Annotated in this window: 24 protein-coding genes and 1 other RNA gene; 14 read left to right on the top strand and 11 right to left on the bottom strand. The window is 50.8% G+C overall.

Translation table 11 applies throughout. The features are described 5' to 3' along the window. The first annotated feature begins 4 nt into the window (after positions 1-4). On the top strand, positions 5-670 hold the full coding sequence (locus NST84_RS10515) for a zinc metallopeptidase (protein WP_342565523.1): 666 nt from the start codon (positions 5-7) through the stop codon (positions 668-670). A 40-nt stretch (positions 671-710) separates the two neighbouring features. Here the strand turns inward: NST84_RS10515 and NST84_RS10510 are convergent, their stop codons facing one another. Beyond that, complete coding sequence (locus NST84_RS10510; RefSeq protein ID WP_342565522.1) at positions 711-1,622, bottom strand: LysR family transcriptional regulator; 912 nt, start codon at positions 1,620-1,622, stop codon at positions 711-713. A 13-nt stretch (positions 1,623-1,635) separates the two neighbouring features. Continuing rightward, positions 1,636-2,262: a rhomboid family intramembrane serine protease gene (locus tag NST84_RS10505; RefSeq protein WP_342565521.1), complete on the bottom strand. Its 627-nt coding sequence runs from the start codon at positions 2,260-2,262 to the stop codon at positions 1,636-1,638. 111 nt (positions 2,263-2,373) lie between these two features. Between NST84_RS10505 and tpx the strand changes: the two genes are divergently transcribed. Continuing rightward, complete coding sequence (gene tpx, locus NST84_RS10500) at positions 2,374-2,892, top strand: thiol peroxidase (RefSeq protein ID WP_342565520.1); 519 nt, start codon at positions 2,374-2,376, stop codon at positions 2,890-2,892. A gap of 150 nt (positions 2,893-3,042) precedes the next feature. Here tpx and NST84_RS10495 read toward each other — a convergent pair whose 3' ends face one another. The 3 genes from NST84_RS10495 to NST84_RS10485 form a co-directional block, all read right to left on the bottom strand. Continuing rightward, a complete protein-coding gene (locus NST84_RS10495) occupies positions 3,043-3,432 on the bottom strand; it encodes a DUF1499 domain-containing protein (RefSeq protein ID WP_342565519.1) in 390 nt (129 codons plus the stop codon). Positions 3,433-3,631: 199 nt separating this feature from the next. Continuing rightward, positions 3,632-3,824, bottom strand: a non-coding RNA gene (gene ssrS / locus NST84_RS10490) — 6S RNA. Between the two features lie 104 nt (positions 3,825-3,928). Continuing rightward, entirely contained in the window at positions 3,929-4,783 is an 855-nt protein-coding gene (locus NST84_RS10485; RefSeq protein WP_342565518.1) for a DUF624 domain-containing protein, read from the bottom strand. A 179-nt stretch (positions 4,784-4,962) separates the two neighbouring features. Here NST84_RS10485 and NST84_RS10480 point away from each other — a divergent pair, with 179 nt between their 5' ends. Then, entirely contained in the window at positions 4,963-5,061 is a 99-nt protein-coding gene (locus tag NST84_RS10480; protein WP_342565517.1) for a YjcZ family sporulation protein, read from the top strand. 99 nt (positions 5,062-5,160) lie between these two features. On the opposite strand, the gene NST84_RS10475 is transcribed toward NST84_RS10480, so the two are convergent. Next, positions 5,161-6,810, bottom strand: a complete 1,650-nt coding sequence (locus NST84_RS10475) for a DEAD/DEAH box helicase (protein WP_342565516.1) — start codon at positions 6,808-6,810, stop codon at positions 5,161-5,163. 316 nt (positions 6,811-7,126) lie between these two features. Between NST84_RS10475 and NST84_RS10470 the strand changes: the two genes are divergently transcribed. The 4 genes from NST84_RS10470 (at position 7,127) to NST84_RS10455 (ending at position 11,247) form a co-directional block, all read left to right on the top strand. Next, complete coding sequence (locus NST84_RS10470; protein WP_342565515.1) at positions 7,127-7,960, top strand: YitT family protein; 834 nt, start codon at positions 7,127-7,129, stop codon at positions 7,958-7,960. A 162-nt stretch (positions 7,961-8,122) separates the two neighbouring features. After that, the gene (locus tag NST84_RS10465) at positions 8,123-8,317 is read left to right on the top strand and encodes a hypothetical protein (RefSeq protein WP_342565514.1); all 195 of its coding nucleotides are present in this window, start codon (positions 8,123-8,125) and stop codon (positions 8,315-8,317) included. 236 nt (positions 8,318-8,553) lie between these two features. Then, entirely contained in the window at positions 8,554-9,780 is a 1,227-nt protein-coding gene (locus NST84_RS10460) for a putative glycoside hydrolase (protein ID WP_342565513.1), read from the top strand. Positions 9,781-9,888: 108 nt separating this feature from the next. Further along, complete coding sequence (locus NST84_RS10455) at positions 9,889-11,247, top strand: MATE family efflux transporter (protein ID WP_342565512.1); 1,359 nt, start codon at positions 9,889-9,891, stop codon at positions 11,245-11,247. A gap of 139 nt (positions 11,248-11,386) precedes the next feature. Here the strand turns inward: NST84_RS10455 and pfkA are convergent, their stop codons facing one another. Together pfkA and NST84_RS10445 are read right to left on the bottom strand one after the other, a co-directional pair. After that, positions 11,387-12,358, bottom strand: coding sequence for a 6-phosphofructokinase (gene pfkA / locus NST84_RS10450; RefSeq protein ID WP_342565511.1), 972 nt, complete (start codon positions 12,356-12,358; stop codon positions 11,387-11,389). A 65-nt stretch (positions 12,359-12,423) separates the two neighbouring features. Further along, a complete protein-coding gene (locus NST84_RS10445; RefSeq protein WP_342565510.1) occupies positions 12,424-13,506 on the bottom strand; it encodes a tetraprenyl-beta-curcumene synthase family protein in 1,083 nt (360 codons plus the stop codon). Positions 13,507-13,709: 203 nt separating this feature from the next. On the opposite strand from NST84_RS10445, the gene NST84_RS10440 reads away from it, so the two are divergent. Beyond that, positions 13,710-15,020, top strand: a complete 1,311-nt coding sequence (locus tag NST84_RS10440) for an MFS transporter (RefSeq protein ID WP_342565509.1) — start codon at positions 13,710-13,712, stop codon at positions 15,018-15,020. Positions 15,021-15,203: 183 nt separating this feature from the next. On the opposite strand, the gene NST84_RS10435 is transcribed toward NST84_RS10440, so the two are convergent. Then, complete coding sequence (locus NST84_RS10435; RefSeq protein WP_342565508.1) at positions 15,204-15,401, bottom strand: cold-shock protein; 198 nt, start codon at positions 15,399-15,401, stop codon at positions 15,204-15,206. 171 nt (positions 15,402-15,572) lie between these two features. On the opposite strand from NST84_RS10435, the gene NST84_RS10430 reads away from it, so the two are divergent. The 6 genes from NST84_RS10430 to NST84_RS10405 all read left to right on the top strand — a co-directional run bounded on the left by NST84_RS10430 (position 15,573) and on the right by NST84_RS10405 (position 20,277). Continuing rightward, on the top strand, positions 15,573-15,806 hold the full coding sequence (locus NST84_RS10430) for a hypothetical protein (protein WP_039872008.1): 234 nt from the start codon (positions 15,573-15,575) through the stop codon (positions 15,804-15,806). 6 nt (positions 15,807-15,812) lie between these two features. Then, complete coding sequence (locus NST84_RS10425) at positions 15,813-15,983, top strand: hypothetical protein (protein ID WP_342565507.1); 171 nt, start codon at positions 15,813-15,815, stop codon at positions 15,981-15,983. Positions 15,984-16,182: 199 nt separating this feature from the next. Then, positions 16,183-17,973 (top strand): oligoendopeptidase F, encoded by a 1,791-nt coding sequence (gene pepF, locus NST84_RS10420; protein WP_342565506.1) that lies wholly within the window; start codon positions 16,183-16,185, stop codon positions 17,971-17,973. Between the two features lie 95 nt (positions 17,974-18,068). Further along, positions 18,069-18,368 (top strand): lipopolysaccharide assembly protein LapA domain-containing protein, encoded by a 300-nt coding sequence (locus NST84_RS10415; protein ID WP_342565505.1) that lies wholly within the window; start codon positions 18,069-18,071, stop codon positions 18,366-18,368. A 51-nt stretch (positions 18,369-18,419) separates the two neighbouring features. Further along, on the top strand, positions 18,420-19,463 hold the full coding sequence (locus NST84_RS10410) for a M42 family metallopeptidase (RefSeq protein WP_342565504.1): 1,044 nt from the start codon (positions 18,420-18,422) through the stop codon (positions 19,461-19,463). Continuing rightward, on the top strand, positions 19,447-20,277 hold the full coding sequence (locus tag NST84_RS10405; RefSeq protein WP_342565503.1) for a hypothetical protein: 831 nt from the start codon (positions 19,447-19,449) through the stop codon (positions 20,275-20,277). The genes NST84_RS10410 and NST84_RS10405 overlap by 17 nt, the downstream gene beginning before the upstream one ends. Positions 20,278-21,461: 1,184 nt before the next feature. Here NST84_RS10405 and NST84_RS10400 read toward each other — a convergent pair. Beyond that, a complete protein-coding gene (locus NST84_RS10400; RefSeq protein WP_342566394.1) occupies positions 21,462-21,953 on the bottom strand; it encodes a tetratricopeptide repeat protein in 492 nt (163 codons plus the stop codon). Positions 21,954-22,016: 63 nt separating this feature from the next. Beyond that, positions 22,017-23,924 (bottom strand): ABC-F family ATP-binding cassette domain-containing protein, encoded by a 1,908-nt coding sequence (locus tag NST84_RS10395; RefSeq protein WP_342565502.1) that lies wholly within the window; start codon positions 23,922-23,924, stop codon positions 22,017-22,019. Positions 23,925-23,944: the final 20 nt, after the last annotated feature.

The following is a 23,944-nucleotide window of genomic DNA, read 5'->3' as shown; positions in this document are numbered from 1 at the left end:
AAATATGTTTTTATTAGTCATTGTTGCCTTTCTGTTTTCTTTGTGGGCCCAGTTCAGGGTTAAGGGTACTTTTAATAAATGGGCAAAAGTACCGAATGCGAACGGATTGACCGGTTATGAAGCGGCACGGCGCATGCTTGATGCCAACGGACTGTACGACGTTCCTATTGAACCTGTACGCGGAGCATTGTCCGACCACTACGATCCAATTAACCGGGTAGTCCGTCTGTCTGAGCCGGTATATTATGAAAACTCTATTTCTGCCGTCTCTGTTGCCTGCCACGAGGTTGGCCACGCCATTCAGCATAAGGTACACTATCCGATGCTGACGCTCCGCCACCGGATGTTCCCGGTCGTTAACTTTGCTTCAGGCGTCGCACCGTTCATGCTGCTGGCAGGCTTTATTTTCAGCGCAACCAACCTTATCGGCCTCGGAATTATCTTTTTCTCCGCTGCTGTAGCGTTCCAGCTTGTAACCTTGCCGGTTGAGTTCAACGCCAGTAACCGGGCCCGTCAGGTTATGGTTGAGCAGGGCTTCATCCGCAATGAAGAAGAACGCGGTGTAGCCAAAGTACTGAACGCGGCTGCCTTGACTTATGTAGCTGCCGCTCTGGTCTCACTGCTCGAGCTGCTTCGCCTGATCACCATGTTCCTCGGAAACCGCGACTAATATTTGCAGTGCGCTTCAGAAACAAAAACCCGGAAGGCTTTTAGGCTTCCGGGTTTTTGTTGTTTTTGTCCTTGAAATAAGTCAGCAGAAAGGTACGGAAGGATCTGGCTACCAGCGGCAGCTTGCCGTCACTGCGGTGAATAATGCCCACCGTCCGGGTGACCGCCGGCTCCACCACCCTGACCTGAGCCGGCTGCATCGGATTCGTCTGGTACAGGGCCGTCTCCGGAAGCAGGCTGACCCCCATGCCGGCGGCAACCAGGCCGCGGATCGTATCCGTCTCCCCGCCTTCAAAGGCGATCTTTGGCTTAAACCCGGCCTGGATACAGGCCTGCCAGACAATCGGTCTTAGAGAGTATCCCTGACTGAACAAAACAAATTTCTCATCGCGCAGCTGCTCAAGCCGGATTACTTCTTCCCCGGCCAGCGGATGGTGCTGCGGCAGAATGGCGAACAGCTCCTCGGTCATCACAATATCCCCGGCAACATGTCCGTCATTTTCCGGGAAAGGGGAAATGAATGCCAGATCCACCTCACCCGACAATACATCCTTGATAAGCGACGCGTAAGTCCCCTGCTTAAAGCGGAATCTGACATTTGGATAAAGCCGGCGGAACTCTGCAACAATGGAGGGAATCAGATGTGTACCCAGACTATGCGGAAAGCCGATCCGGATCTCACCCAGCTCCGGATCAAGAAATTCATGCACCTCCGCCACAGAACGTTCCAGATCCTTCAACAGCGTCTCTACACGCTTGCAAAACAGCTGACCTACCGGGGTAAGCTGCAGATTACGGCCTTTTTGCATAAACAAATCAACCCCAAGCTCCTGCTCCAGCTGATGAATCTGGCGGCTTACAGCAGACTGGGCTACATGCAGCTCTTCCGCCGCCTTGGTTACATGCTCTTTTTGGGCAACCTTCAGAAAATACTGCAGCTGTCTAAGTTCCACTCCCTAACCTCTCCTATCGCCTTCTTCTTTTTAGTAAACGGATAATCAGCCCATACAGGAAAAATCCGGCGGCAAGGCCACCCAGATGAGCTATCCAATTAACATATGGCGTAACAAATGACATAACAATCCCCATTACCAGCAGCCCGTACAGCGTCTTGCGTGAGCCCTCATCCATCATACCCCTCTGCAGGACGGCTATATATAGAAACGCACCATAAATAGCGTATATTGCGCCTGAGGCGCCTACAGATACGGTTGCCGTATAAGCTTCAGGCGTCTGCCCGAGTGCAACCGAGAGGACATTGGCCAGGAACCCGCCCATAATGTACAAAAGCGCATATCTCCACCAGCCCAGTAGCCGCTCCAGCGGCGGGGCAAATACCAGCAGCGAGAAGCTGTTAAAGAACAGATGCGAAAATCCGTTATGTAAAAAAATAGCGGCAAAATAACGCCATAGCTCTTCCTTTTCCGGCCCGTTATCGACGACAGCACCAAATTTCACCAGCGTATCCAGATTGGTTGAACCGCCGTTCAGCGACACAACGATAAACATTAACAGGTTGGCCAGCAGAAGAACAACGGTTACGGGATAATACCGCAAATAGCTTTTCCAGTTTTCGTAACGTATGAATATCATAGCACCCATCCTTTATGTATGTTGTCCGGTTGGACATAAGCCTTCTAAAACGATTATAATTTATTCTGGCAGTAACAATCCAATATTGCAATTCGAGGAGGAAGTAAGGACATGACGCAAGAAAGAACAGGCGTAGCCGCATTCAAGGGTAATCCGATCACTCTGGTAGGACCCGAACTCAAGGTCGGAGACAGCGCTCCGGATTTCACAGTAAGCAAGAACCTGCTGGAGGATGCTTCACTCCGTGATTATGCCGGCAAAATCAAGCTGATCAGTGTCGTGCCTTCCCTGGACACAGGTGTATGTGACGCCCAGACCCGCCGCTTCAACAGCGAAGCTGCTGAGCTTGGAGACGACGTAGTCATCCTCACGATCAGCACTGATCTTCCATTCGCCCAGGCCCGCTGGTGCGGCGCTGCCGGCATTGACCGGGTTATTACGCTCTCGGACCATAAGGATGCCGCATTCGGACAAGCTTATGGCGTACTGATTAAGGAGTTCCGCCTGGATATGCGTTCCATCTTTGTTATCGACAAAAATGACAAACTGACCTATGTTGAGTACCTTGGCGAAATGACTGAGCACCCTAATTATGATGCAGCGGTCGCCGCTGTCAAGGAACTGCTGTAGTCCGCTGTAACCTTCATTTTAAAAGCTATGATATGTTAAAAAAGCGGCAGAAGGCTATTCCTTCCGCCGCTTTTTGATATAGATGACACATCCTATTATTGATTCCCGGAACCGCATACAAACACCGGACAACTAAAGCGGAAGGTGTGATTATTCCGTCTTGTACTTGCCAAGCTTCTTGTCCAGCGATTCATACAGGCGCTGAATTACACGGTAGTTGGCACCCAGATCGCCAAGCGATCCTCTGGATGCGGAATAAATATCGATGCCGCAGCGTACCGGCGAGGTATTCAGTACGGATACTGTGATGTCCAGCGTACGGCCAAACCCTGTTCTTTTCTCCAGGGTAATTTCTCCTACGGACTGCACTTCATGCAGCACTTTGTAACCAGGTACCTTCTTCAGCGTTGAAGAGACTTCATCCCATGCCTTGTCTTTCGAAAGAGTGTAATAACGTGTCTTTAATGCCGGATCCTTTGCACGGTCGCTTGTTCCGTCATGACTGCGGAAAATACCGACCAATGTTCTTTTGAGCGACAAAATGTTTCCCCCTCTTTTAGTCCCAAGTTCATTATTATCAGTGTAACATTCTTATCCCAGGAACAAAAGAGCATTGCTCACTTTCCTGATCCTTATGTAAGAAAGGCATTCGCAGGCACTCTTCCCAAAAAGACGCTGCAAATAAAAAGGTACCCTGCCTCCGCAGTTGCGGGATACAGGGCACCTTGTCAAAATCAGTAGAAAACCCGCCTATGCCGTCCGGCTACAGTGTCTTCTGAACCTGCGAGAGCAGGTGGGTGACCGCAGAAGTCGTTTTTGAATTCCCCAGGTCATATAGACAGGGCTGTTCAGCCGCGCTCCGTAATAAGTCTCCCGAGACATTATCATTGGTTCAAAACAACGAGCAACCGTAACGTACATCGCAGGATTTATAACTATTATATTGCGTTTTGACGAAAAAGTAAACCTGTATGCGCTTTAATTTACACTGGAATAAAATTCTCGTCCCTATTTGCCTCAGATTGTAACGCTGATGTTAAATCCGCTTCGGTGATTTGGAGTCATCCTTGTCATCGTAATCGTCATCATCATCGTCGTCATCATCGTCATCGGCTTCCGCAAGAAGCCGCTCCTGCTCTTCTTTTTCTGCAGCCTCCCGGGCTTCCAGCTCCTGCTGCTGCTTCTTCTCAACCTGCAGCTGCAGCTTGTTGTATGTAGCAAAGAAGTTAAAGAAAGCCAACATAGCAACCAGTGTAGGAATGCAGATCACATACAACACAGGGTACCGCAGACCTATATATGCAAGCACTGCAGAACCAATCAATGTGGAGAACACACGGATAGGCCGGGCGATGGTCAGCAGGACAGAGTTCTTGATCACTTCCTTAAAGGTCATCTGATAATGAACGACAATCGAAAAGAAGTTAAACATCGATACAAACAGAATAATCATCAGCACCAGCATCAGAATTCCAACAATTCTGAAATTGGCCATCTGAGTCATGTATACGGTCACATCAACGTACATTACAACAAACAGCACGGTATAGATGAGTCCCCCAAGCATGCTCTTGAGATAATTCTCTTTGTAGCCCTGAAAAAAGGTACGGAACGTACTGACATCCGTATTCCCCATCACCCATTTGCGCACAACAGTAAACAGTGCGGCTGTAGCCGGAAACACTGTGAACGGTGCCAAAATCCCCAGCGCCCAGTTGAGTGTAAGCTGTTCGTTAGCCCCGCCAGTCGCCGAACCCAGCATAATGATCTTCATAACAGCAATAAACAGAAACGGAATCGAACACAGTCCCCACAATATATTGCTGAAGGCAATGCGTGAAATCCATTCCGTGATGCGGTATAAACCGCCCATAGCTCCTTTAAACTCCAATTCCCTTCCTCCTGTCTGTCTCGCGCATACTGCGTATCTTAACTATAACCTATTTACCCCGGACTTTTCCAGCGCCCATTTCTTGTGAATCCGGGTAAAGGTCTATGCAGTGTTGACGAAATGTCCATATATTAGGAGCGTACCCCTGAAACAACCTTATTTAAAGGAGGTTAACCCCTATGTCCACACCTGTCGGCTACGGCCTCTGGACTTCCACCGGCACCATTCTGGTCCTGTTCATCCTGCTTGTCATCATCACCCGCACATTCATGGTTTAATCAACAGAACATTCCTGACCTACATTATATTTGTTCAAAAAAAAGGCGAGAACCGCAGAACGGTTCTCGCCTTCTTAATGCCGTAATACCGGCTGCTGCTTAATTTTCAGAGTCTTCGCGCTTAGCAGGGCGTGTGCTTGCGCCGCTTGGACGTGAATAAGGTTTACGGTCGGAGCTGCGGTTTGCATCATCACGGTTGCCTTTGTAGCCGCCGCTGCTGCTGTTGCCGCCGTATCCGCTGCTGTAACCGCCGCGAGTTGTGCCGCCGGCATTGTCACGGTTACCCTTGTATCCGCCGCCGTAGCTTCCGCCTTCACGGTTGCCCTTGTAACCGCCGCCGCCGCTTCCGCCGGAGCGGTTGCCGCCATAGCCTCCGTTAGGCTTGCGTCCGCTGCGGATATCGTATTTGCCGCCGCGGCGTTTAGCACGGATCGGATCCTCCGGTGTCAGTTCAACCTGCGCATCCTTGGAATCACCAGTCAGCAGCTTCATGGCTGCAGACAGCAGCTGTACGGAATCATATTGCTCCAGCAGCTGAATTGCAATACCTTTATATTCGTTCAGTTGATCCCCGGTTTCAACCATTGCCAGCAGGCGTTCTGCTGTAATACGTTGTTTACCTTCAATCGCTTCAGCCATTGTAGGCAGCGGTTTGCGGGTAATGCGGTGACGGGTAACACGCTCGATCAGGTGCAGGTGATCAATTTCGCGCGGTGTCACGAATGACCATGCTGTACCCTCTTTACCAGCGCGGCCGGTACGGCCGATACGGTGTACATAGCTTTCCGGATCCTGCGGAAGGTCAAAGTTGATTACATGTGTTACGCCGGATACATCGAGACCGCGTGCAGCCACGTCAGTAGCTACCAGGACATCGATGCTGCCGTCACGGAATTTGCGCATTACTGCATCACGCTGGTTCTGCGACAGGTCACCATGCAGTCCGTCAGCGGAGTATCCGCGTTTCTGCAAGCCTTCAGCAAGCTCGTCTACACGGCGCTTGGTACGGCCGAAGACGATAGCCAGCTCTGGAGATTCCATGTCAATCAGGCGGCTCAGGGCCTCAAACTTCTGACGCTCAGGCACTTCAATGTAAGCCTGGTCGATCAGAGGTGCGCTGATCTGCTTAGGGATAACCGATACATGCTGCGGGTTCTTCAGGAACTGCTGGGCAAGACGTTGAATGTTAGGAGGCATTGTTGCCGAGAACAGCATAGTTTGACGTTCTTCCGGTACCAGCTTAAGAATGCTCTGGATATCTTCCATGAAGCCCATATCCAGCATTTCATCAGCTTCATCCAGTACGATGGTCTGAACGTCGTCCAGGCGGATGGTTTTGCGGTTGATGTGATCCAGGAGACGGCCTGGTGTACCGATAATAATCTGCGGCTTTTTCTTCAATCCGCGGATTTGGCGCCCGATGTCCTGTCCGCCGTAGATGGCCAGGGAACGGAGACCTTTGAAGCGGGACAGCTTGCCGATCTCTTCAGCAACCTGGATAGCCAGCTCGCGGGTTGGCGTCATAACAAGTGCTGTAATTCTTTCGTCTTCCCGGGAGATCTTGGAGATGAGGGGGATACCGAACGCTGCGGTTTTACCGGTACCTGTCTGAGCCTGGCCGATCATATCCGCTCCTGTCAGCGCGATTGGGATCGCCTGCTCCTGAATCGGTGTTGACTCTTCAAATCCTAGCTCTGTGATTGCTTGAAGCACTTTAGGCTCCAAGCCGAATTCTGCGAATGTTTTCAAATTATTCATGCTCCTTCTATACAGTGGACATTCCACATGCTTATCTGTATTCTTAAGTAGCGGTAAACACCTTTATAGGCTGTCCAATCATGCCGTAATCTCTGCATGGGTTTACGCGTATGGGACGAAAATATGTCCGTAAGATCAGGGCCGGTTAAAGACCTGAACAATTGTAGCTTCACATCCGAAGCAATGCAAAAATACCATTGTAACGTTCTACTCAAGAATATCCTATACATTATATCACAAACCCAATTAGGAATACCAGTGTATTCCTTACTTTCATTACTTACATTACACGTCAGAGGTGAAACACTTGTTAAAACTAAGACAAATCGGCAGCTGCCTTGCTGTAATCTTCGGCTCAGCGCTGATTGCCTGCGGATTCAACCTGTTTTTGATCCCCCACAGGCTGCTAAGCGGAGGGGTCTCCGGTCTGGCCATGCTGGTCGGTTACTTTACTCCGTTCAATATCAGCCTTTTGTATCTGCTCTTCAATATACCGCTGCTTGCAGCCGGCTGGTTTCAGCTGGGACGGAGATTTATTATTCTCAGCATCCTTTCTGTCGGCTCCACCACCTGGCTGATGGCCCTTATACCGGAAGTCACTGTTGCTTCTGATATGCTTCTGGCCTCTGTGTTCGGCGGGGTGCTCGTTGGCGTAGGCGCCGGCATCTCCTTCCGTATGGGCGGATCCTCCGGCGGCTTTGATATCCTCGGTTCAATTATTACCCGTTACCGCGACTTTCCAATCGGGAATATATTGGTTGCACTAAACGGATTGGTGATTCTGGCTGCCGCCTATTTCGATGATAACTGGAACCTGGCGCTGGCCTCCATGGTATCCATTTATGTCACCGGTAAGGTTGTCGATCTGATTCACGTCAGCCACATCAAGGTTACCGTATATATTGTAACAACCCGTACCGAAGAGCTGCTTGAGCAGCTTCTCCCGCTGCAGCGCGGTGTCACCAAAATAAAAACCGAAGGTGCTTATTCTCATATTGAACGGGACATGCTAATGACAGTGACGACACGTTATGAACTCGCAGAGCTCAGACGGATTATCAAAGCCAGCGACCCGCAGGCCTTTGTCAATATTGTGGAAACTGTAGGCGTTATGGGTTCCTTCCGGAGAAGATCCAACTGAAAGAAATGCGCGTATTTTAAAATTGTGATATATTAGACTCACGCAGGATCTTATAATTTCATGAGGATTGTGCTTTACCCTCTTTTTTCCAGGCACTTCGCTTTACGGATGTTCCCTGAATTAACACTTCAGTACCATTCGAAAAAGGAAAGGGTGACTCTTATGGAAATGGAAACGGTAAAACTGTCAGCAATCGTCATGAGGTGGTATCCCGATATGATGCCGTTTCTCAAGCAGGACGAACTGAATTCAGTAATCGTACTGCGCGACGGTTTAAGCATTCTGGAACCGGCGGATGCCATGGATATCATCCACTACAGCATTTGTGAACATCAGAATTCTGCGTACCTTCAATAAGCACGACCGCTTAACGGCAAGTTGATTGTTGCCGCCCTGAGCCAGCTAAACGCTGCTCCGGGCGGCATTTACTTTTAATATGGAGGTTTAGAATCTGTACAGACCGTTTAAAAACACAAAGGACGGTAAATATCCTGGCTTCCGAAAATTAAACGGATTGTTACAAGTCTGTTCTTTTTGAATGCTGCCGTTCCATTATACTTTAAAGGAATGTACATAAAGGGAGAGAAAACACAATGAATATCACCTGGGCACTACTTATGATGGCTCTGGGAGGCGTTGGCGTCCAGTCCGGCGGACATGAAGCAGACGTTTCAGCAACCCTGAAATCAGCCGCTAACCCGCCAATCACCGCAGAACAAGCCGGATCCGCTGCCACGAATACGGCAGCCGGCAATGCATCAGCTTCCCCTGCTCCAAGCGCCACACCTGCAGCGGATAGTGCACTTCATACTGACCCGCAGCCTGATGCGCCCAAGGTCAAAGGTATCTATGTAACAGCCTACAGCGCGGGCGGCTCCCGGATGGAGCAACTGCTTGCCCTGCTTGATAAAAGTGAGCTGAATTCGATGGTTATCGACATTAAAGATGACGCCGGATACATCACATACAAAACAGACAACGCTGAACTGCAGGAAATGGGCACTCCCCAGAACTTCATCGGTGATATCAACAAGCTTATGACACGGCTGAAGGAGCATGAAGTATACCCGATTGCCCGTATCGTTGTGTTTAAGGATTCTGTACTGGCTAAGAACCACCCGGAATTATCTTTTGTCAATACTGACGGCAGCGTTTGGAAGAACAAGGGCGGCGACAGCTTCGTTAACCCTTATAATGAAGATGTATGGAAATACAATGTGGATATAGCCAAGGAAGCAGCCAAGCTCGGGTTTAAAGAGATCCAGTTCGACTACGTCCGTTTCCCTGAAGGCTTTGAGAAGCGTGCTGATACGCTAAAATATACCAAAAGCGACCGTCCGCGCGTCGAAATCATTGCTGACTTCGTTAAATATGCCAAGGCTGAGCTTGCTCCGCTGGGAGTCAGAGTGTCTGTTGACATTTTCGGATATGCGGCATCTGTGCCTGCAGCTGAAGGCATCGGCCAGGATTTCGTTAAAATTTCCAAGAACGTCGATGTGATCAGCCCTATGGTTTATCCAAGCCATTATTCCACCGGATGGTTCGATGTAAAGGACCCTGATAAAGATCCGTATGCTACTATTAAGGGCTCCATGGTAGATACCCATAAGAAGCTGGATCCGCTGGGCAGCTTCAAACCGGTTATCCGTCCATGGATTCAGGACTTCACCGCCAGCTGGCTGGGAAGCGGTCATTTCATCAAATACGGCAAACAGCAGGTTGAAGATCAGATCCGAGCGCTTAAAGATGAGAATATAGAGGAATTCCTGCTGTGGAACGCCAACAACCGTTACACCTCAGATGTTGATTACGAGCAATAATATTACAGCTATCATATCCATCCTATCCGACTGCTAAGCGGATTCAAGACCCGGCGAATGCCGGGTCTTTTCCTGAACAAAATCTTATCAGAATGAGGCAGCTAATCCATGAAACAAACATATTCCCTTAAACAAAAGGCCGGGCAGTTCTTACATATTCTTTTTCCGATCCTTATTACCCAGATTGCTTTATCAGCCATTACCTTCTTCGATACCAATATGTCCGGCAAATTCGGCACTAATGACCTTGCCGGTGTAGCAATCGGCACGAGCCTGTGGATTCCGATCCAAACCGGTCTCAGCGGAATTCTGATGGGGATAACCCCGATCGTCTCCCACCTGATCGGCAGCCGAAAAAATAAAGATGTATCCTATCAGGTTACCCAGGGGATCTGGCTTTCTTTACTGATCTCACTCCTTGTACTGGCGGCGGGCAGCCTTGTTCTGTCTCCTGTGTTAAATTTCATGAATCTGGAGCCGCAGGTCCGGGATATCGCCTTCCGCTTCCTCTGCGCCATTTCAATCGGTATTATCCCGCTGTTCGGTTATACCGTGCTGCGCAGCACCATTGATGCCCTGGGCCAGACCCGTATCTCGATGCTGATTACGCTAATTGCCCTTCCGGTCAATGTCGGCCTGAATTATCTGCTGATCTTCGGGAAGTTCGGCTTCCCTCAGATGGGCGGTGTTGGAGCCGGTGTCGCCTCGGCGATAACCTATTGGGTTATTTTTGCAGTTGCCCTGCATTTTATTTACCGGTATGACCCGTTCAAGAGCCTCCAGCTGTTCCGCAAATTCTATGGGATATCCTTAAGCAGCTTCAAGGAGCTTCTTAAGATTGGCGTGCCAATCGGGTTCTCCATCTTTTTCGAAACGGCTGTATTCTCAGCTGTGACACTGCTGATGAGCCGCTTTGATACCGTAACGATAGCCGCCCATCAGGCAGCCATTAATTTCGCGTCGACTTTATACATGATTCCGCTGAGCATCTGCATGAGCTTAACCATTCTCGTCGGCTTTGAGAGCGGGTCCGGCAGGTTGAAGGACGCCCGCCAGTACAGTATTATGGGCATCGGTACCGCTGCTGCCCTATCCCTGCTTACGGCACTCATCCTGCTGTTCGCCGGCAGCCATGTGGCCGGTCTCTACTCAGATGAATCTGAGGTTATTGCCCTGATTCAGCACTTCCTGATTTACGCAATCTTCTTCCAGATTTCCGACGCCATCGCCACACCGACTCAAGGCGTACTAAGAGGCTACAAGGATGTCAATCCCGCCTTTATCATCTGCTTCATTGCTTATTGGGTAATTGGGCTTCCTACCGGTTACCTGCTTGCTACCTATTCAGACATGGGTGCTTACGGCTACTGGGTCGGGCTGATTGCCGGCCTGGCAATCGGAGCCATTCTGCTGCTGGCACGGCTCATGAAAGTTCAGCGGAGATTCTCCGCCTCGGCAACCGGGTAAATCACCGGCTAACCATCACTGCAACGGCCCAGTCCTCCACCGGTCCCCCGGGAAGGAATGGGCCGTCTTTACATTTCCGGATTTGTTCCGGAAATGTAAAAAACCGCCTATTCCTAGGCGGATGTAATCTATTATGATGTTATTGAGAGAGACGGGAAGCCAATTCGTACAATTCAGTATCGAAAGCCTTCTTCGTATTTACTACAGTATCAATATCAGTAATTGTCAATTCGCCTTTAATAATTCCGCAGGCTTTGGCAGATTCGCCTTCAATCAGCTTACGCACGGCGAAGTCACCGAGACGGCTTGCCAGGTTACGGTCAGCCGGAGTCGGCGTTCCGCCGCGCTGGATGTGTCCCAGCACCGTTACGCGGGCGTCGAGTGAAGCATGGCGGTCTTTAAGCGCCTGGGCTACATCCTCGCCTTTGCCGACGCCTTCAGCAACAATCACGATACTGTGGCGTTTTCCTTTTGTGAAGTTATCCTTCATCCGGTCTGCTACTTCATTCAGATCATATGGCATTTCCGGCACAAGAATTGTTTCAGCCCCGGAAGCAAGACCTGCATGCAGAGCGATATCCCCACAGTGGCGGCCCATTACTTCAACAATAGAAGAACGCTCATGGGAGGACATGGTGTCGCGGAGCTTATTAATGGCATCCACAACAACACCTACCGCTGTATCAAAACCAATGGTGTAGTCTGTGAAGGAGATGTCGTTATCAATAGTTCCCGGCAGAGCCATTGTCTTGATACCAAGCTTGCTAAGCTTGTTGGCGCCTTGATAAGAACCGTCACCGCCGATAACTACCAGACCGTCGATGCCCATTTCATTCAGGATGTCCGCACCCTTCTGCTGGCCTTCCGGTTTGATGAACTCCAGACAGCGTGCCGATTGCAGAATCGTACCGCCGCGCTGGATAATATCACCTACACTGCGCAGATCCATCGGGAAAATATCACGGTTCAACAGGCCCTGGTAGCCGCGCTGGATTCCGTATACTTCAATACCATAAAAGATTGCGCTGCGCACAACCGCGCGGACAGCCGCGTTCATGCCCTGTGAGTCTCCACCACTGGTTAGTACTGCGATTTTTTTTACGTTTGTCATCCTGTTAGTTCCTCCTTAAATTGTGCGAAGCATGCTCCCGTAAACGGGAATGAAGCCTCACAGCCTTAGTACATGTGCTTGCGGATCCAGCGGCTGTTGACGAAAAAGAATAGCCGGGTAAGCGGACTTCTTCTCATCAGGCGTTTGGATACTGAACGAACCTCCCGCTGTTCGCTGACTTTTGGATCGGATAAATAAAGTGCCAGAAGCCCCTCGATAACCATCCGATGCATAGAGTTCTCAGGCAGATTCCGGACATCTTTGCGGGCCCACTCCACAATGGAAGCAATCCGATTCAGCATGGTATCAGTATTGTCGTAATAATTGCAGAAATTGAGGTCACCGCCGGCCCGGTCTTCGTCCTGGTCAATGAGATAATCAAGCATAATATGCAGCCCGCAGACATGCGGAAAGTACGCAGCACGGATCAAAGCCGCTTTCGGCTTGTTCAGACGGGGATCGCACGCTGACAGAAACAGCATAAACACCCCCAGCGTTGAACCGGTTGCCGCTGCAAATTCATTCCATTCCAGATGAGGGGCACGCTTGCCTTCCACAGCCCACCACTCCTTCAGGGCATCTTCCCTGAGCTCAGGGCGGATATGCTTGTACACCTGAAGGTCTGTATACAGCACAGCCAGATCATAGATCTCACCTGCTGCTGCCGCATAACCGGGTAAAAGCGCCGTCATCTCCTGGCACTTACGAACCAGCCTGTGCAGATAGCCGCCGTCATTCTGCTCGCTGCGAAGCGCGTAGTAATTGACAGGCTCGGCATCCGGAGTAATGGCATCCAGCATCGATTGATGCAGCAGCCTGAAATCGGCCGGATCCAGCGAGGTGCTGCGGTCACACAGATTATCCAGATAATCACTGATCGTTTGATAGGCGACAATAAGCGGAATCAGTATATGTCTCATCGACAAATTGCCGGCAGCATAAATTCCGCCGCCTTCGCAATGAAACTGTTTGGTTTCAATGCTGGCAAGCGCTTGTTTCCGGAGCTCGGGATCGGGAATCCCTTCTGCATCCTCACGCCAGGAGTGCAGACACTCCCGCACTTCCGGCAGCACGTACTTGTAAACCCGGCTCATAAGCCCTATCGGGCCACGCGGGCTTAGGTTACGGCCTTGCTCAAGTTCATTCAATGACAGTGCCTCCACATTGTTGTCTCCTTATCCAAATCATCATTATTATAATATGCGGAACGTTTTTGTACAAACAACAATATCACTTTCGCAAAACCTTGAAAAATTCAGAAATCACTCCATTTTAATAAACTTTTTACAAACATCTGGTACAGTCTTTATGCTATACTGAGCGTATTTGATACCCCAAGGAGTGCAAACACATGGAATCAGGACGGACCGGCGGCCAGTATAGTGATCAGAATTGGCTGCGTTCCTTCATCTTCACGCTTTTTGGCACCAGTGTACTGGTTGTCTCCTATTTCCCGCTCTTTTACACCCATCTCGGCTTCAGCAGCACCCAGGTAGGTCTGCTGTATTCCATCGGGCCGCTCATTTCGATTTTGTCCAATCTGTTCTGGAGCATGATGAGCGACCGGCTCGGAACAATTAAAAAAATTATGGCTATTCTGCTGGCAGGGCAATTTGTTTCCGCCATCATGCTGGCAAAAGCGACTGGTTTTTCCACGGTAATGCTTATAATATCCTTATTCTACTTCTTCTATTACCCTGTTTTCCCTCTGGCGGACACCATGGCGATAAAAGTTGCCCAGCGGCATGGACGGAATTTTATTGCAATCCGCGTATTCGGCTCCCTGGGCTATTCCTTTTTTGCCCTGACTATCGGATATGTGCTGAGAGCGCTCGGCTCCTCGTACAGCATCGGCGTATGTATTGTTATTATTGTTGCAGCCCTGCTGATTTCTATAGGGTTAAAGGATGTAAAACGTACTGCAGAGGATGAAGCCGCTACCGGCTCTCCGGCCAAGGCTGCTGCCAAAAGCGGCGGACTGAAAGAGATTTTACTGCAAAAGGAAGTGCTGTGGTTCTTCGGCTGTGTATTTATTCTGGCCCTCGGACACCGGATGAATGAAGCCTTTCTGACCTTGAGCCTCAAAAGCATGGATGCCGGCGATGACGTAATCGGGTGGGCACTGCTCTCATCCGCGCTGAGTGAGATTCCGATCTTCTTCCTGCTCAGTAAATACGGTGAACGGTTCAAGGAGCTGCCTTTGCTCGCTTTTGCCAGTCTCATGTACGGCCTGCGCTTTCTGTTCATGTCACTCGCTGTCCATCCGGGCGCAATCATTGCGATTCAGGCCCTGCACAGCATTTCATTCGGTATCTTTTTTGTAACGGCGATCCGCTATATTACCAGAATCATTCCCGATCATCTCCGGGCAACCGGGCTGGCTATATTCACTGTAGTCTGGTCCAGCGCTTCAGGTCTGCTCAGCGGCACCTTCGGCGGATTGATCTACGAGGATGCGGGACGCGGCATTTTCTATCTGGTAGCTGCACTGTTCTCCGTACTTGCTTTCATCGGCTTTTTCACCAAACATCTGCTGGATATCGGGGGGCCTTCCCGGAGCTATTTCCGCAAAAAGGCGCTTCCCGCAGCTCCGCCGGAATCAGAGCGTGTTATCACACCACTGCCCGCAGAGCCTATTCCGGCACAAAAAGCTTCACTATAGCCTTCGGTCAGCAACAGCCCTTACAGTCCGCCAGCGGTGGCACTCTGAAAGGGCTGTTAAGCATAAAAAAACACAGTTCCCGAAAGAACTGTGCGCTTTGTAAGTTAATGGTTACCACTCTTGCAAGTGCCTGCCATAAATCAAATATATATTGTAGCTGAAGCTAAACTGCCCAGCCGAGTCTTATAATTTAACTACGTTAGCTGCCTGTGGACCGCGGTTACCGTCAGTGATGTCGAATTCAACCGTTTGGCCTTCATCCAAAGTCTTGAAGCCGTCGCCCTGGATTGCTGAGAAGTGAACGAATACATCTTCGCCGCCTTCTACCTGAAGAAAACCGTAACCTTTTTCTGCGTTAAACCATTTTACTGTACCTTTCAAATGAACAACCTCCTAAAAATACCGCCATATATGGCGTATGCTTACATTATACCCCAGCTATTCCTGCAAAGCAATCCACTTTTTCCCTATATTAGTGATTTAATTTGCTTTTCACTTCCCCGGTGCGTTATCATTGAGCCAAAAGCCAAAAATCGCCAGGGTGGTAATGACATGATCAAAAAACACGAAATATACAAAACAGACAAATGGAATATGATGACCGTTGAGGTTCAGGGACGCTACATTATACTCCGGGAAATTTCCGACCAGTGGGGCGAAGAAACACATACCTTTATGAGCCGTCCGGCCATGATGGAGTGGGTGAACAACCGCTTCAATAAAGAGTCCTATAAGGACAACGAGGAAGAGTACAAAAATATCATTGCGGCATTCAAGCAGGTCTAGGCTGGTATGAATAACGAAAGTCTGGTTATTTATATCGTTGTGGTCCTCTGCCTCGGAGCCGTTCTTATTATGAGTAAGGACAAACTGCATCCGCGGCTTAAGCGGGGGATGGCTCTAACCGCAGTTATTCTGATTGCTCTTGCTTTTATTTTCATTATTTATAGCCTGCTGGCATAACTCTTGTTAAGAAGTTCATAATCAGAATTTGGCAGGGCATACTAAGCCGACTCTATTGATTTAGGAGGCATCAGTAATGCCCTTTACCGCCAGATCTCTCCCGCTTCTGCTTGCACTGTGCCTGCTGCCGGGCGGATCCTCAAACGCTGCGGCCCAGAAGTCTATGCCTGCCCCATCCCATCTTTTAAGGAGGATTCCCATGGAACAGTTAGTAAAAAGAAGTGAAGTGCCTGCTGAGAACCGCTGGAAGCTTGAAGATATGTTTGCGTCACAGGAGCAGTGGGATAAGGAATACAACGAAGTTAAAACATTGATCAAGAAAGCCTCCGCCTTCCAGGGTAAGCTGGATTCTGCAGATGAGCTCAAAGCCTGCTTCGAGCTGGATGATGAGCTGTCACAGCTGACCGAACGGCTCTATGTATACGCGCATATGCGCCAGGATGAAGACACTGCAGCCCCAACCTACCAGGCGCTTACCCAAAAAGCGAAAAAGCTCAGTGTTGAAGCCGGAGAGGCGCTGTCTTTTGTCACGCCGGAAATTCTGTCCCTGCCTGTAGAAAAGCTGGATCAGTTCATCGCTGACCCTTCCCTGTCCGCGTACACCTTTACTCTGACCGAAATGAAGCGGGAAAAAGCCCATGTTCTCACTAAGGCCGAGGAAGCACTGCTGGCCCAGGTCGGCAACATTTCACAGGCTCCGCAGAATATTTTTGGCATGCTGAACAATGCAGACCTTAAATTCCCGAAGATCAAGAACGAGGAAGGCAAGGAAGTCGAGCTGACCCACGGCAGCTACATTCAGTTCCTGGAAAGCCCTGACCGCGAAGTGCGCAAGAACGCTTTTAAAGCGGTATATGAAACCTATGCTAAGCAAAAGAATACAATTGCCGCTACTCTTGGGGCGAACGTGAACAAAAATGTATTTTACTCACGGGTACGCAAATATCCGTCTGTACTGGAAATGTCGCTGTACGGCGATAATATTCCGAAGGAAGTGTATTCCAACCTGATTGACACCATTCACGAGAGCCTGCCGCTGATGCACCGCTATATGAAGCTGCGCCAGAAGCTGCTCGGCGTTGATGAACTACATATGTATGATTTGTTCGCTCCGCTCGTGGACGAATATAAGCTGGACATTACTTTTGAAGAAGCGAAGAAAATTACCAAAGAAGGCCTTAAGCCGCTCGGCGAGGACTACCTCAGTGTGCTTCAGGAAGGCTATGACAACGGCTGGATCGACATTTACGAAAATGAAAGCAAACGTACCGGCGCGTACAGCTGGGGAGCTTACGGCACACACCCTTACGTGCTGCTGAACCATAATGATAACCTGAACAGCATGTTCACACTGGCACACGAAATGGGGCATGCCCTGCATTCCTACTATTCGGACAATGCGCTTAAATACCGTGATGCACAGTATACGATTTTCCTCGCGGAAGTGGCTTCTACCACCAATGAGGCGCTGCTGATGGATTATCTGCTGAACAAGTCGACTGACCCTAAGGAAAAAATGTACCTGCTCACCTACTATGCCGACCAGTTCCGCACCACCGTATTCCGTCAGACGATGTTCGCTGAATTCGAGAAAATCATCCACCAGCGTGCTGAAGAAGGTGATTCGCTGACTCCGCAGGATCTGTCGGCAATCTACTACGATCTTAACGTGAAATATTACGGTGAGGATATGGTTGTGGATAAAGATATTGAAATGGAATGGGCGCGGATTCCGCATTTCTACAACAGCTTCTATGTATACAAATACGCCACCGGTTTCTCGGCCGCAACCAGCTTCTCCAAGCAGATTCTGGAGGAAGGCAAGCCTGCGGTGGACCGTTATCTCGGATTCCTGAAGAGCGGCGGCAGCGATTATTCCATCAACATCCTGGCCAAGGCCGGTGTCGATATGTCGTCTCCTGAGCCGATCCGCGAAGCGATGAGCGTATTCGAAAGTGTCATCGAGCAGATGGAGCAATTGACAAAATAAAGCCCGAACCAATCGTTTAACCCTGCTGTAATCCCTTGCCCACTTCGGGCAAGGGATTTATATTGTCACACTCGTCCATGGGGGGTAATATTCATATGAAAATGCAATGGTCGCTTATTTTAGGTCTTATTTTTGCACTGATTACAGCTGTATTTGCAGTCATTAATGTCGATCTGGTTCAGGTGAACTTCGGCTTCGACCAGGTTAGCATTCCGCTGATTCTTGTTATTTTGGGCTGCGCCCTGATCGGCGGCATTATCGTCGGCTCCTACGGGATTTTCCGCCAGTACAAGCTGCAGAAACAGATCAAATCACTGAATGCAGAGCTGTCCAAGCTGCGTGATGCCGAGCGTTCGCTTGATTCTTTTGCACCGCTGCCGGATGAGACTGTCTAAGCACCTGTTACATCTGCCTTATCCTAAATGATGAATGGAGGATTTGAACCCATGCTTACAATCCAGCCTAATGAAGACTACATTCTATCCCTGCTCAAAAAACTGCTTGATACCCCGAGTCCCAGCGGCTTCACTGCCGAAGTCATGCGCGTGGTAGCCGAGGAGGCTGCCGCACTGAACGTCCCGCTCAGCTGGAACGAAAAAGGCGGCGTCATCCTCACCGTGCCGGGCCTCGACCCTTCGCGTACCATCGGTATCAGTGCCCATGTGGACACCCTTGGCGCCATGGTCCGCTCAATTAAGCCAAACGGCACACTGCGCCTGACCTCTGTCGGCGGCTTTACAATGAACAGCATCGAAAATGAATATTGCGTCATTCATACCCGCAGCGGACTGACTTATACGGGTACCATTCTCACTTCCCACCCTTCTGTGCATGTCTATGCCGATGCGCGTGACTTCAAACGCGCCGAAGAAAATATGGAAGTCCGGATCGATGAAATGGTCTCCACAAAAGATGATGTACTCAAGCTTGGTATTGCTGTAGGTGACTTTATCTCCTTTGATGCACGGGCGGTTATCACACCTAGCGGATATATCAAATCACGCCACCTGGATGATAAAGCCAGCGTTGCCGCTCTGTTCGGCCTGCTGGAAAGCATCAAGCGCGAAGGCTGGAAACCGCTGCACAACCTCGCCCTGCTGATCTCCAACTATGAAGAGGTCGGCCACGGTACATCCTGGATTCCGGGTGATATCAGCGAATTCATCGCTGTAGACATGGGCGCCATGGGCGATGACTTGAGCTGTAAGGAAACGGACGTTTCCATTTGTGCCAAGGATTCCTCCGGACCTTATGACTACAACATGACCGGCCGCCTGATTGAGCTGGCGAACAGCCTGGCGATCCCGTTCGCGGTAGACATCTATCCGCAGTACGGCTCCGATGCTTCCGCTGCGCTGCGTGGCGGCAACAATATCCGCGGGGCGCTGATCGGCCCGGGAGTGCATGCTTCCCACTCCATGGAGCGTACGCATAAGCAGGCTGTCCTGAACACAGCCAAGCTCCTGGCCGCCTATGTCGGTACCAACTGAAGCAGCAGAGCATAAATGGCGGCAGCTATGGCAGCGCAGGCGCTGGCAGCTTAGCTCCGCCCTGCTGGTGCTGCTGATTCTGGCAGGGGCGGTTCTGCTCAATAAGCCGGACAAGCAGGTGCGGGAGGCTTTTAGCGGGCTCCCGCATAACTATGAGTATCTGTCAGCGGAGAGCCTGAACGGGGTGCAGCTGCATATGCTGGCTGTAGCTCCGGAGGATGTTAACCTGCGGGCCGACAGCCTGCCGCTGCGTCAAATTGCCGCCTACGGCATTAATGGCGGCTTCTTTTACGGCACAGACCTCCTGTCTGTGGCGATCATGAACGATGTCCCCGTTAACGGGGACAAAGGCGCTTACGGCTCGGGCTGGTTCAACGCCAAATATGCCCGCGGTACGCTGGTCTGGGACGGCACTGCCGGCAGGCTGTCGGTTCAGACCGTCTCCTCAGGCGACGAGCTGGCTGTCACAGACCGCAGCCGCTACTGGGCCCAGGGCGGCATCAGCATGAATCTGCAGCATGAGGAGCTATGGGAGGCCGCGAGCCAGGCCGAGCACCTCCCCTTTGCAGATGAGCAGCGCATGCGCTCGGGGCTTGTCTATGACAGTGACGGGAAGCTGTGGCTGATCGTCACGCCTACGCTTTGCACGGCAGAGGCCTTCCGCCTGGCCGTGCTCGAGGCCGTTCCCGGTGAAGGCCGGGAAGGCATCTTCCTCGACGGCGACGGCTCCTCGCAGCTGAACGCCGATGAGGCCGTGCTGACCGGCGACTCGCGTCCGGTCGTGCAGATGATCGCAGTGACAGGCGGGGAATAGCGGATTGGCTTGACTTGACATGCTGATGAGCTAAGGAAATATGAGATGCAGGAATTATGAGATGCAGAATCAGGCAGCATGGCTGCCGGTTCTGCATTTTTTTACGCGGCTCCTCAAATCTAGATGGATTTTCGCCATCTAATTCCACCCTGGCTGCCGATTTCTAATGATTAGTTATCAAATCGGCACTTCATTTTGTTTAAAACCCCCTTTTGGGGTACAAACGGCAATATTAAGTTGCTTTTTTTCACCTAAATTCCTCTAACTTGCTGTGTGTGCATAAATAGATAGCATTTTTCCACTTAGTTTGCTCTGTAGCTCCTTGCTGCAGCCTTCCGTAAATACGCAATCCACATCGTAGGATTTATAATGAGTGATTGAAATCCGTATTGCCCCGCAATAAGTCAGGCACAGCAGATAAGAAAGTAGACTATCAGCAATAAGTATAGGTTTTGCTATACTTACATTACTAATACCAGGATTCCCTTGCTCTAACGGACACAGATGCTCTTATTTCCGCTCTTATGCTATTTTTTGCAGGCTAACGGACTCCAGTGACTTTAATTCGGCATATTTGCATCGATAATGCTAACTTGAGCACCAATAAGTGCAATACGGTCCGTTAGACCGCCTGAATGAGGGGCCCCAGCAAAAATAAAGTCCCCTCAGTCCGTTACTCCTTGCTGCTTCCCCATATCGCTCGTTTAAGCAGCAGAGTAGCAGGGAAGCTGAGTTATGAGGTGTGCGAACAGATAGACGGCCTGAGGAGTATGCCTGGCAGCACGTCGAACCGCGTTGTCTTTAACCAGGATACTTAGTAGCTAATGTTGCTTAGCAGGACATTGGATAGCTGTTACTACTCGTATGCGGATCGGTCGGACAGGAATAGCTGATGGCTACCCTTAACAGAACATTAATTGTACCCAGGGCATTGGCCGGCTGGTGCTGCTTGTAGCAAGACACTTAGGAGCTAATACCGCTTGTATTCATTCAGACCTTAAACAGCTGCGACCGCTCATAACAGAACATTTAGCAGTTGGCGTGTGCTTAGCAGGACATTGATCAGCTGGCACTGCTGCTAGCAGGCCCTCTCAAACGGGAGGCCAGCTTTTGTGGCAACAAAAAAACAAGCTAATCACCGTGTGCTCCGGTCTTAGCTTGTTTTTTGTTTAAACAACGAGACGTTATTTCCACACCTGATCCAGCTTGTCCGCATAAAACGAGATTGCTTTGCGGTAGTCCTGGATGCCCGTGTTGCCAGAGGTTTCGGCAAGCAGCCTGAGCAATATCTCCATGCCCTCTCCGTGTTCTCCCAGGTTGTACAGTGTCATTGCAAGAAAAGCCTGAAACTCTGCCCGCTCCGGGAATTCCTCAGCTGCCTGCTGCAGTATTATCCTGGCACGGGTATATTCGCCCAGCGTCCGGTACGTGCTGCCCAGACCAAGCAACGCCCCTGCCCGCTGCTCTGGCGGCAGGCCTAGGGCAAGGCTCTGCTCATAGTACGGCACAGCCTCCCGCTCCAGACCAAGCACATCATGCGTCCAGGCCAGCTGATACAGCAATTCGGCATCGCTACCAGCGCCGGTACGCCCGCTATCTGCCGCAAGCAAATCCAGCAGAAGCACCAGCGCCTCTTCGGCCCGGCCGGCTTCCCGCAGGGCTATGGCATCCTGCATGCTTTTATCTTTATCCACAGTAGACGCCTCCTGATGTACAATGTGCTGTCCGCAGCGCCGGAACTATTTACCGGCAATCCGCTCCGCCAGCTCATTCAGATATGTCCAGCGCTCCATCAGGCGCTCCAGCTCCGCCTCGCCCTGCTTCTGCTTATCAACAAGCTCCTGCAGGGTGGTCGAATCGGCAAAGGCCGCTTCCATCTTCGCGGAAATATCAACCAGATGCTGCTCGGCCTGCTCAATCATTTCGTCGATTGTTTCATATTCCTTCTGCTCTTTGAAGGTGAACTTAATCTTCTCCTTGGCCTGTGGCGCAGCAGCGGGTTCCGGCACCGCACTCCGTTTGTCAGCCCCTTCTTTCACAGAGGCCGGCACGTTTTTGGCCAGCCATTCCTCATACTCGGTATAATCGCCGACATGCAGCCGGATTGAACCGTTCTCGAACGCGATCAGCTTATCAATCGTCCGGTCCAGGAAATAGCGGTCATGGGATACGGTAAAGACTACGCCGGGGAATTCATCCAGATAGTCTTCCAGTATCGCCAATGTTCCGATGTCCAGGTCATTTGTCGGCTCATCCAGCAGCAGCACATTGGGTGCGCCCATGAGGACACGCAGCAGGTACAGCCGTCTTTTTTCGCCGCCGGACAGCTTGGCAATCGGGGTCCACTGCATCGCAGGCGGGAACAGGAAGCGTTCCAGCATCTGGCCGGCTGTAATAACGCTTCCGTCTGCTGTACGTACGATCTCCGCTTCTTCTTTTACATATTCAATGACACGCATAGTATCATCCATATCCTGATGCTCCTGGGTGAAGTAGCCGAGCTTAACCGTTGCGCCCAGTTGTACCTCACCGCTGTCCGGCTGCAGCCGGCCGGCGATCAGGTTAAGCAGCGTCGATTTGCCGCTGCCGTTCGGGCCGACAATACCGACGCGGTCCTGCGGAACAGCAATATAAGTCAGGTCCTTGATCAGGGTCCGGCCGTCCATCGACTTGGTCAGATCCTTCATCTCAATAATCTTGCGTCCCAGCCGCGTTGAAGCCACCGAAATATCCATGGAACCGGCGGAGCTGCCACCCACACTATCCTTCAGCTTTTCGAACCGGTCAATTCTCGCCTTCTGCTTTGTTGTACGAGCCTTGGCTCCGCGGCGGATCCAGGCCAGCTCGGTGCGCAGCAGATTTTTGCGTTTCTGCTCCTCTGATGCTTCACGCTCTTCGCGCTCGGCCTTCAGCTCCAGAAACCGCGAATAGTTCGCTTCATAGCGGAACAGGCGGCCGCCGTCCAGCTCCAGCATTACGCTGGCCACCCGCTCCAGGAAGTAGCGGTCATGCGTAATCATCAGCAGCGCACCGCGGCGTTTCTGCAGGTACTGCTCCAGCCAGGCCACCGAATCGGTATCAATATGGTTGGTAGGCTCATCCAGAATCAGCAGCTCTGAAGGGGTAATCAAGGCGGCAGCAAGCGCTACCCGCTTGCGCTGACCGCCGGACAGCGTACCCATCAGCGCATCAAACCGTGTAATGCCCAGCTTGGTCAGCACGGTTTTGGCTTCGCTCTCCAGGTGCCAGATGCCTGCAGCGTCGATTTTTTGGCCGACCCGTACCATGGCTGCTTCCAGCCCGGTATTCGCGGGGTCTTTTTCCAGTCCGCTGAGGATTTCCATATATTCACGCATCGTCCGCAGATCCGGGTCATCGCCTGCAAACACCTGCTGCAGTACCGTATTGTCCGGCTCGTAAGGCGGGTTCTGGGCCAGATACTGGACACGCACATCATTGCTGATGGCAATCTGTCCTTCGTCAGCCGTATCGAGGCCTGCGATTATTTTCAAAAAGGTTGATTTGCCGGTTCCGTTCACACCGATTACACCGATTTTATCCCGCTCATCCATGCCGAACGAGGCATCCTGGAACAGCACCTTCTCCCCGTAGCTTTTGGAAAGATGCTCCACTGTCATAATATTCATGCTCTGTCCTCACTTGCCTC

It is taken from the genome of Paenibacillus sp. FSL R7-0345, from assembly GCF_038595055.1.
GTDB lineage: Bacteria > Bacillota > Bacilli > Paenibacillales > Paenibacillaceae > Paenibacillus_AQ.
This window is presented reverse-complemented; position numbering and strand designations above follow the sequence as displayed.

What these genes read in the sequence shown, in the direction of transcription:
- NST84_RS10515 (WP_342565523.1), top strand. Translation starts at nt 5, where the DNA reads ATGTTTTTATTAGTCATTGTTGCCTTTCTGTTTTCTTTGTGGGCCCAG.
- NST84_RS10505 (WP_342565521.1), bottom strand. Translation starts at nt 2,262, where the DNA reads ATGATATTCATACGTTACGAAAACTGGAAAAGCTATTTGCGGTATTAT.
- tpx (WP_342565520.1), top strand. Translation starts at nt 2,374, where the DNA reads ATGACGCAAGAAAGAACAGGCGTAGCCGCATTCAAGGGTAATCCGATC.
- NST84_RS10480 (WP_342565517.1), top strand. Translation starts at nt 4,963, where the DNA reads ATGTCCACACCTGTCGGCTACGGCCTCTGGACTTCCACCGGCACCATT.
- NST84_RS10465 (WP_342565514.1), top strand. Translation starts at nt 8,123, where the DNA reads ATGGAAATGGAAACGGTAAAACTGTCAGCAATCGTCATGAGGTGGTAT.
- NST84_RS10460 (WP_342565513.1), top strand. Translation starts at nt 8,554, where the DNA reads ATGAATATCACCTGGGCACTACTTATGATGGCTCTGGGAGGCGTTGGC.
- NST84_RS10455 (WP_342565512.1), top strand. Translation starts at nt 9,889, where the DNA reads ATGAAACAAACATATTCCCTTAAACAAAAGGCCGGGCAGTTCTTACAT.
- pfkA (WP_342565511.1), bottom strand. Translation starts at nt 12,358, where the DNA reads ATGACAAACGTAAAAAAAATCGCAGTACTAACCAGTGGTGGAGACTCA.
- NST84_RS10440 (WP_342565509.1), top strand. Translation starts at nt 13,710, where the DNA reads ATGGAATCAGGACGGACCGGCGGCCAGTATAGTGATCAGAATTGGCTG.
- NST84_RS10430 (WP_039872008.1), top strand. Translation starts at nt 15,573, where the DNA reads ATGATCAAAAAACACGAAATATACAAAACAGACAAATGGAATATGATG.
- NST84_RS10425 (WP_342565507.1), top strand. Translation starts at nt 15,813, where the DNA reads ATGAATAACGAAAGTCTGGTTATTTATATCGTTGTGGTCCTCTGCCTC.
- pepF (WP_342565506.1), top strand. Translation starts at nt 16,183, where the DNA reads ATGGAACAGTTAGTAAAAAGAAGTGAAGTGCCTGCTGAGAACCGCTGG.
- NST84_RS10415 (WP_342565505.1), top strand. Translation starts at nt 18,069, where the DNA reads ATGAAAATGCAATGGTCGCTTATTTTAGGTCTTATTTTTGCACTGATT.
- NST84_RS10410 (WP_342565504.1), top strand. Translation starts at nt 18,420, where the DNA reads ATGCTTACAATCCAGCCTAATGAAGACTACATTCTATCCCTGCTCAAA.
- NST84_RS10405 (WP_342565503.1), top strand. Translation starts at nt 19,447, where the DNA reads ATGTCGGTACCAACTGAAGCAGCAGAGCATAAATGGCGGCAGCTATGG.
- NST84_RS10400 (WP_342566394.1), bottom strand. Translation starts at nt 21,953, where the DNA reads ATGCAGGATGCCATAGCCCTGCGGGAAGCCGGCCGGGCCGAAGAGGCG.
- NST84_RS10395 (WP_342565502.1), bottom strand. Translation starts at nt 23,924, where the DNA reads ATGAATATTATGACAGTGGAGCATCTTTCCAAAAGCTACGGGGAGAAG.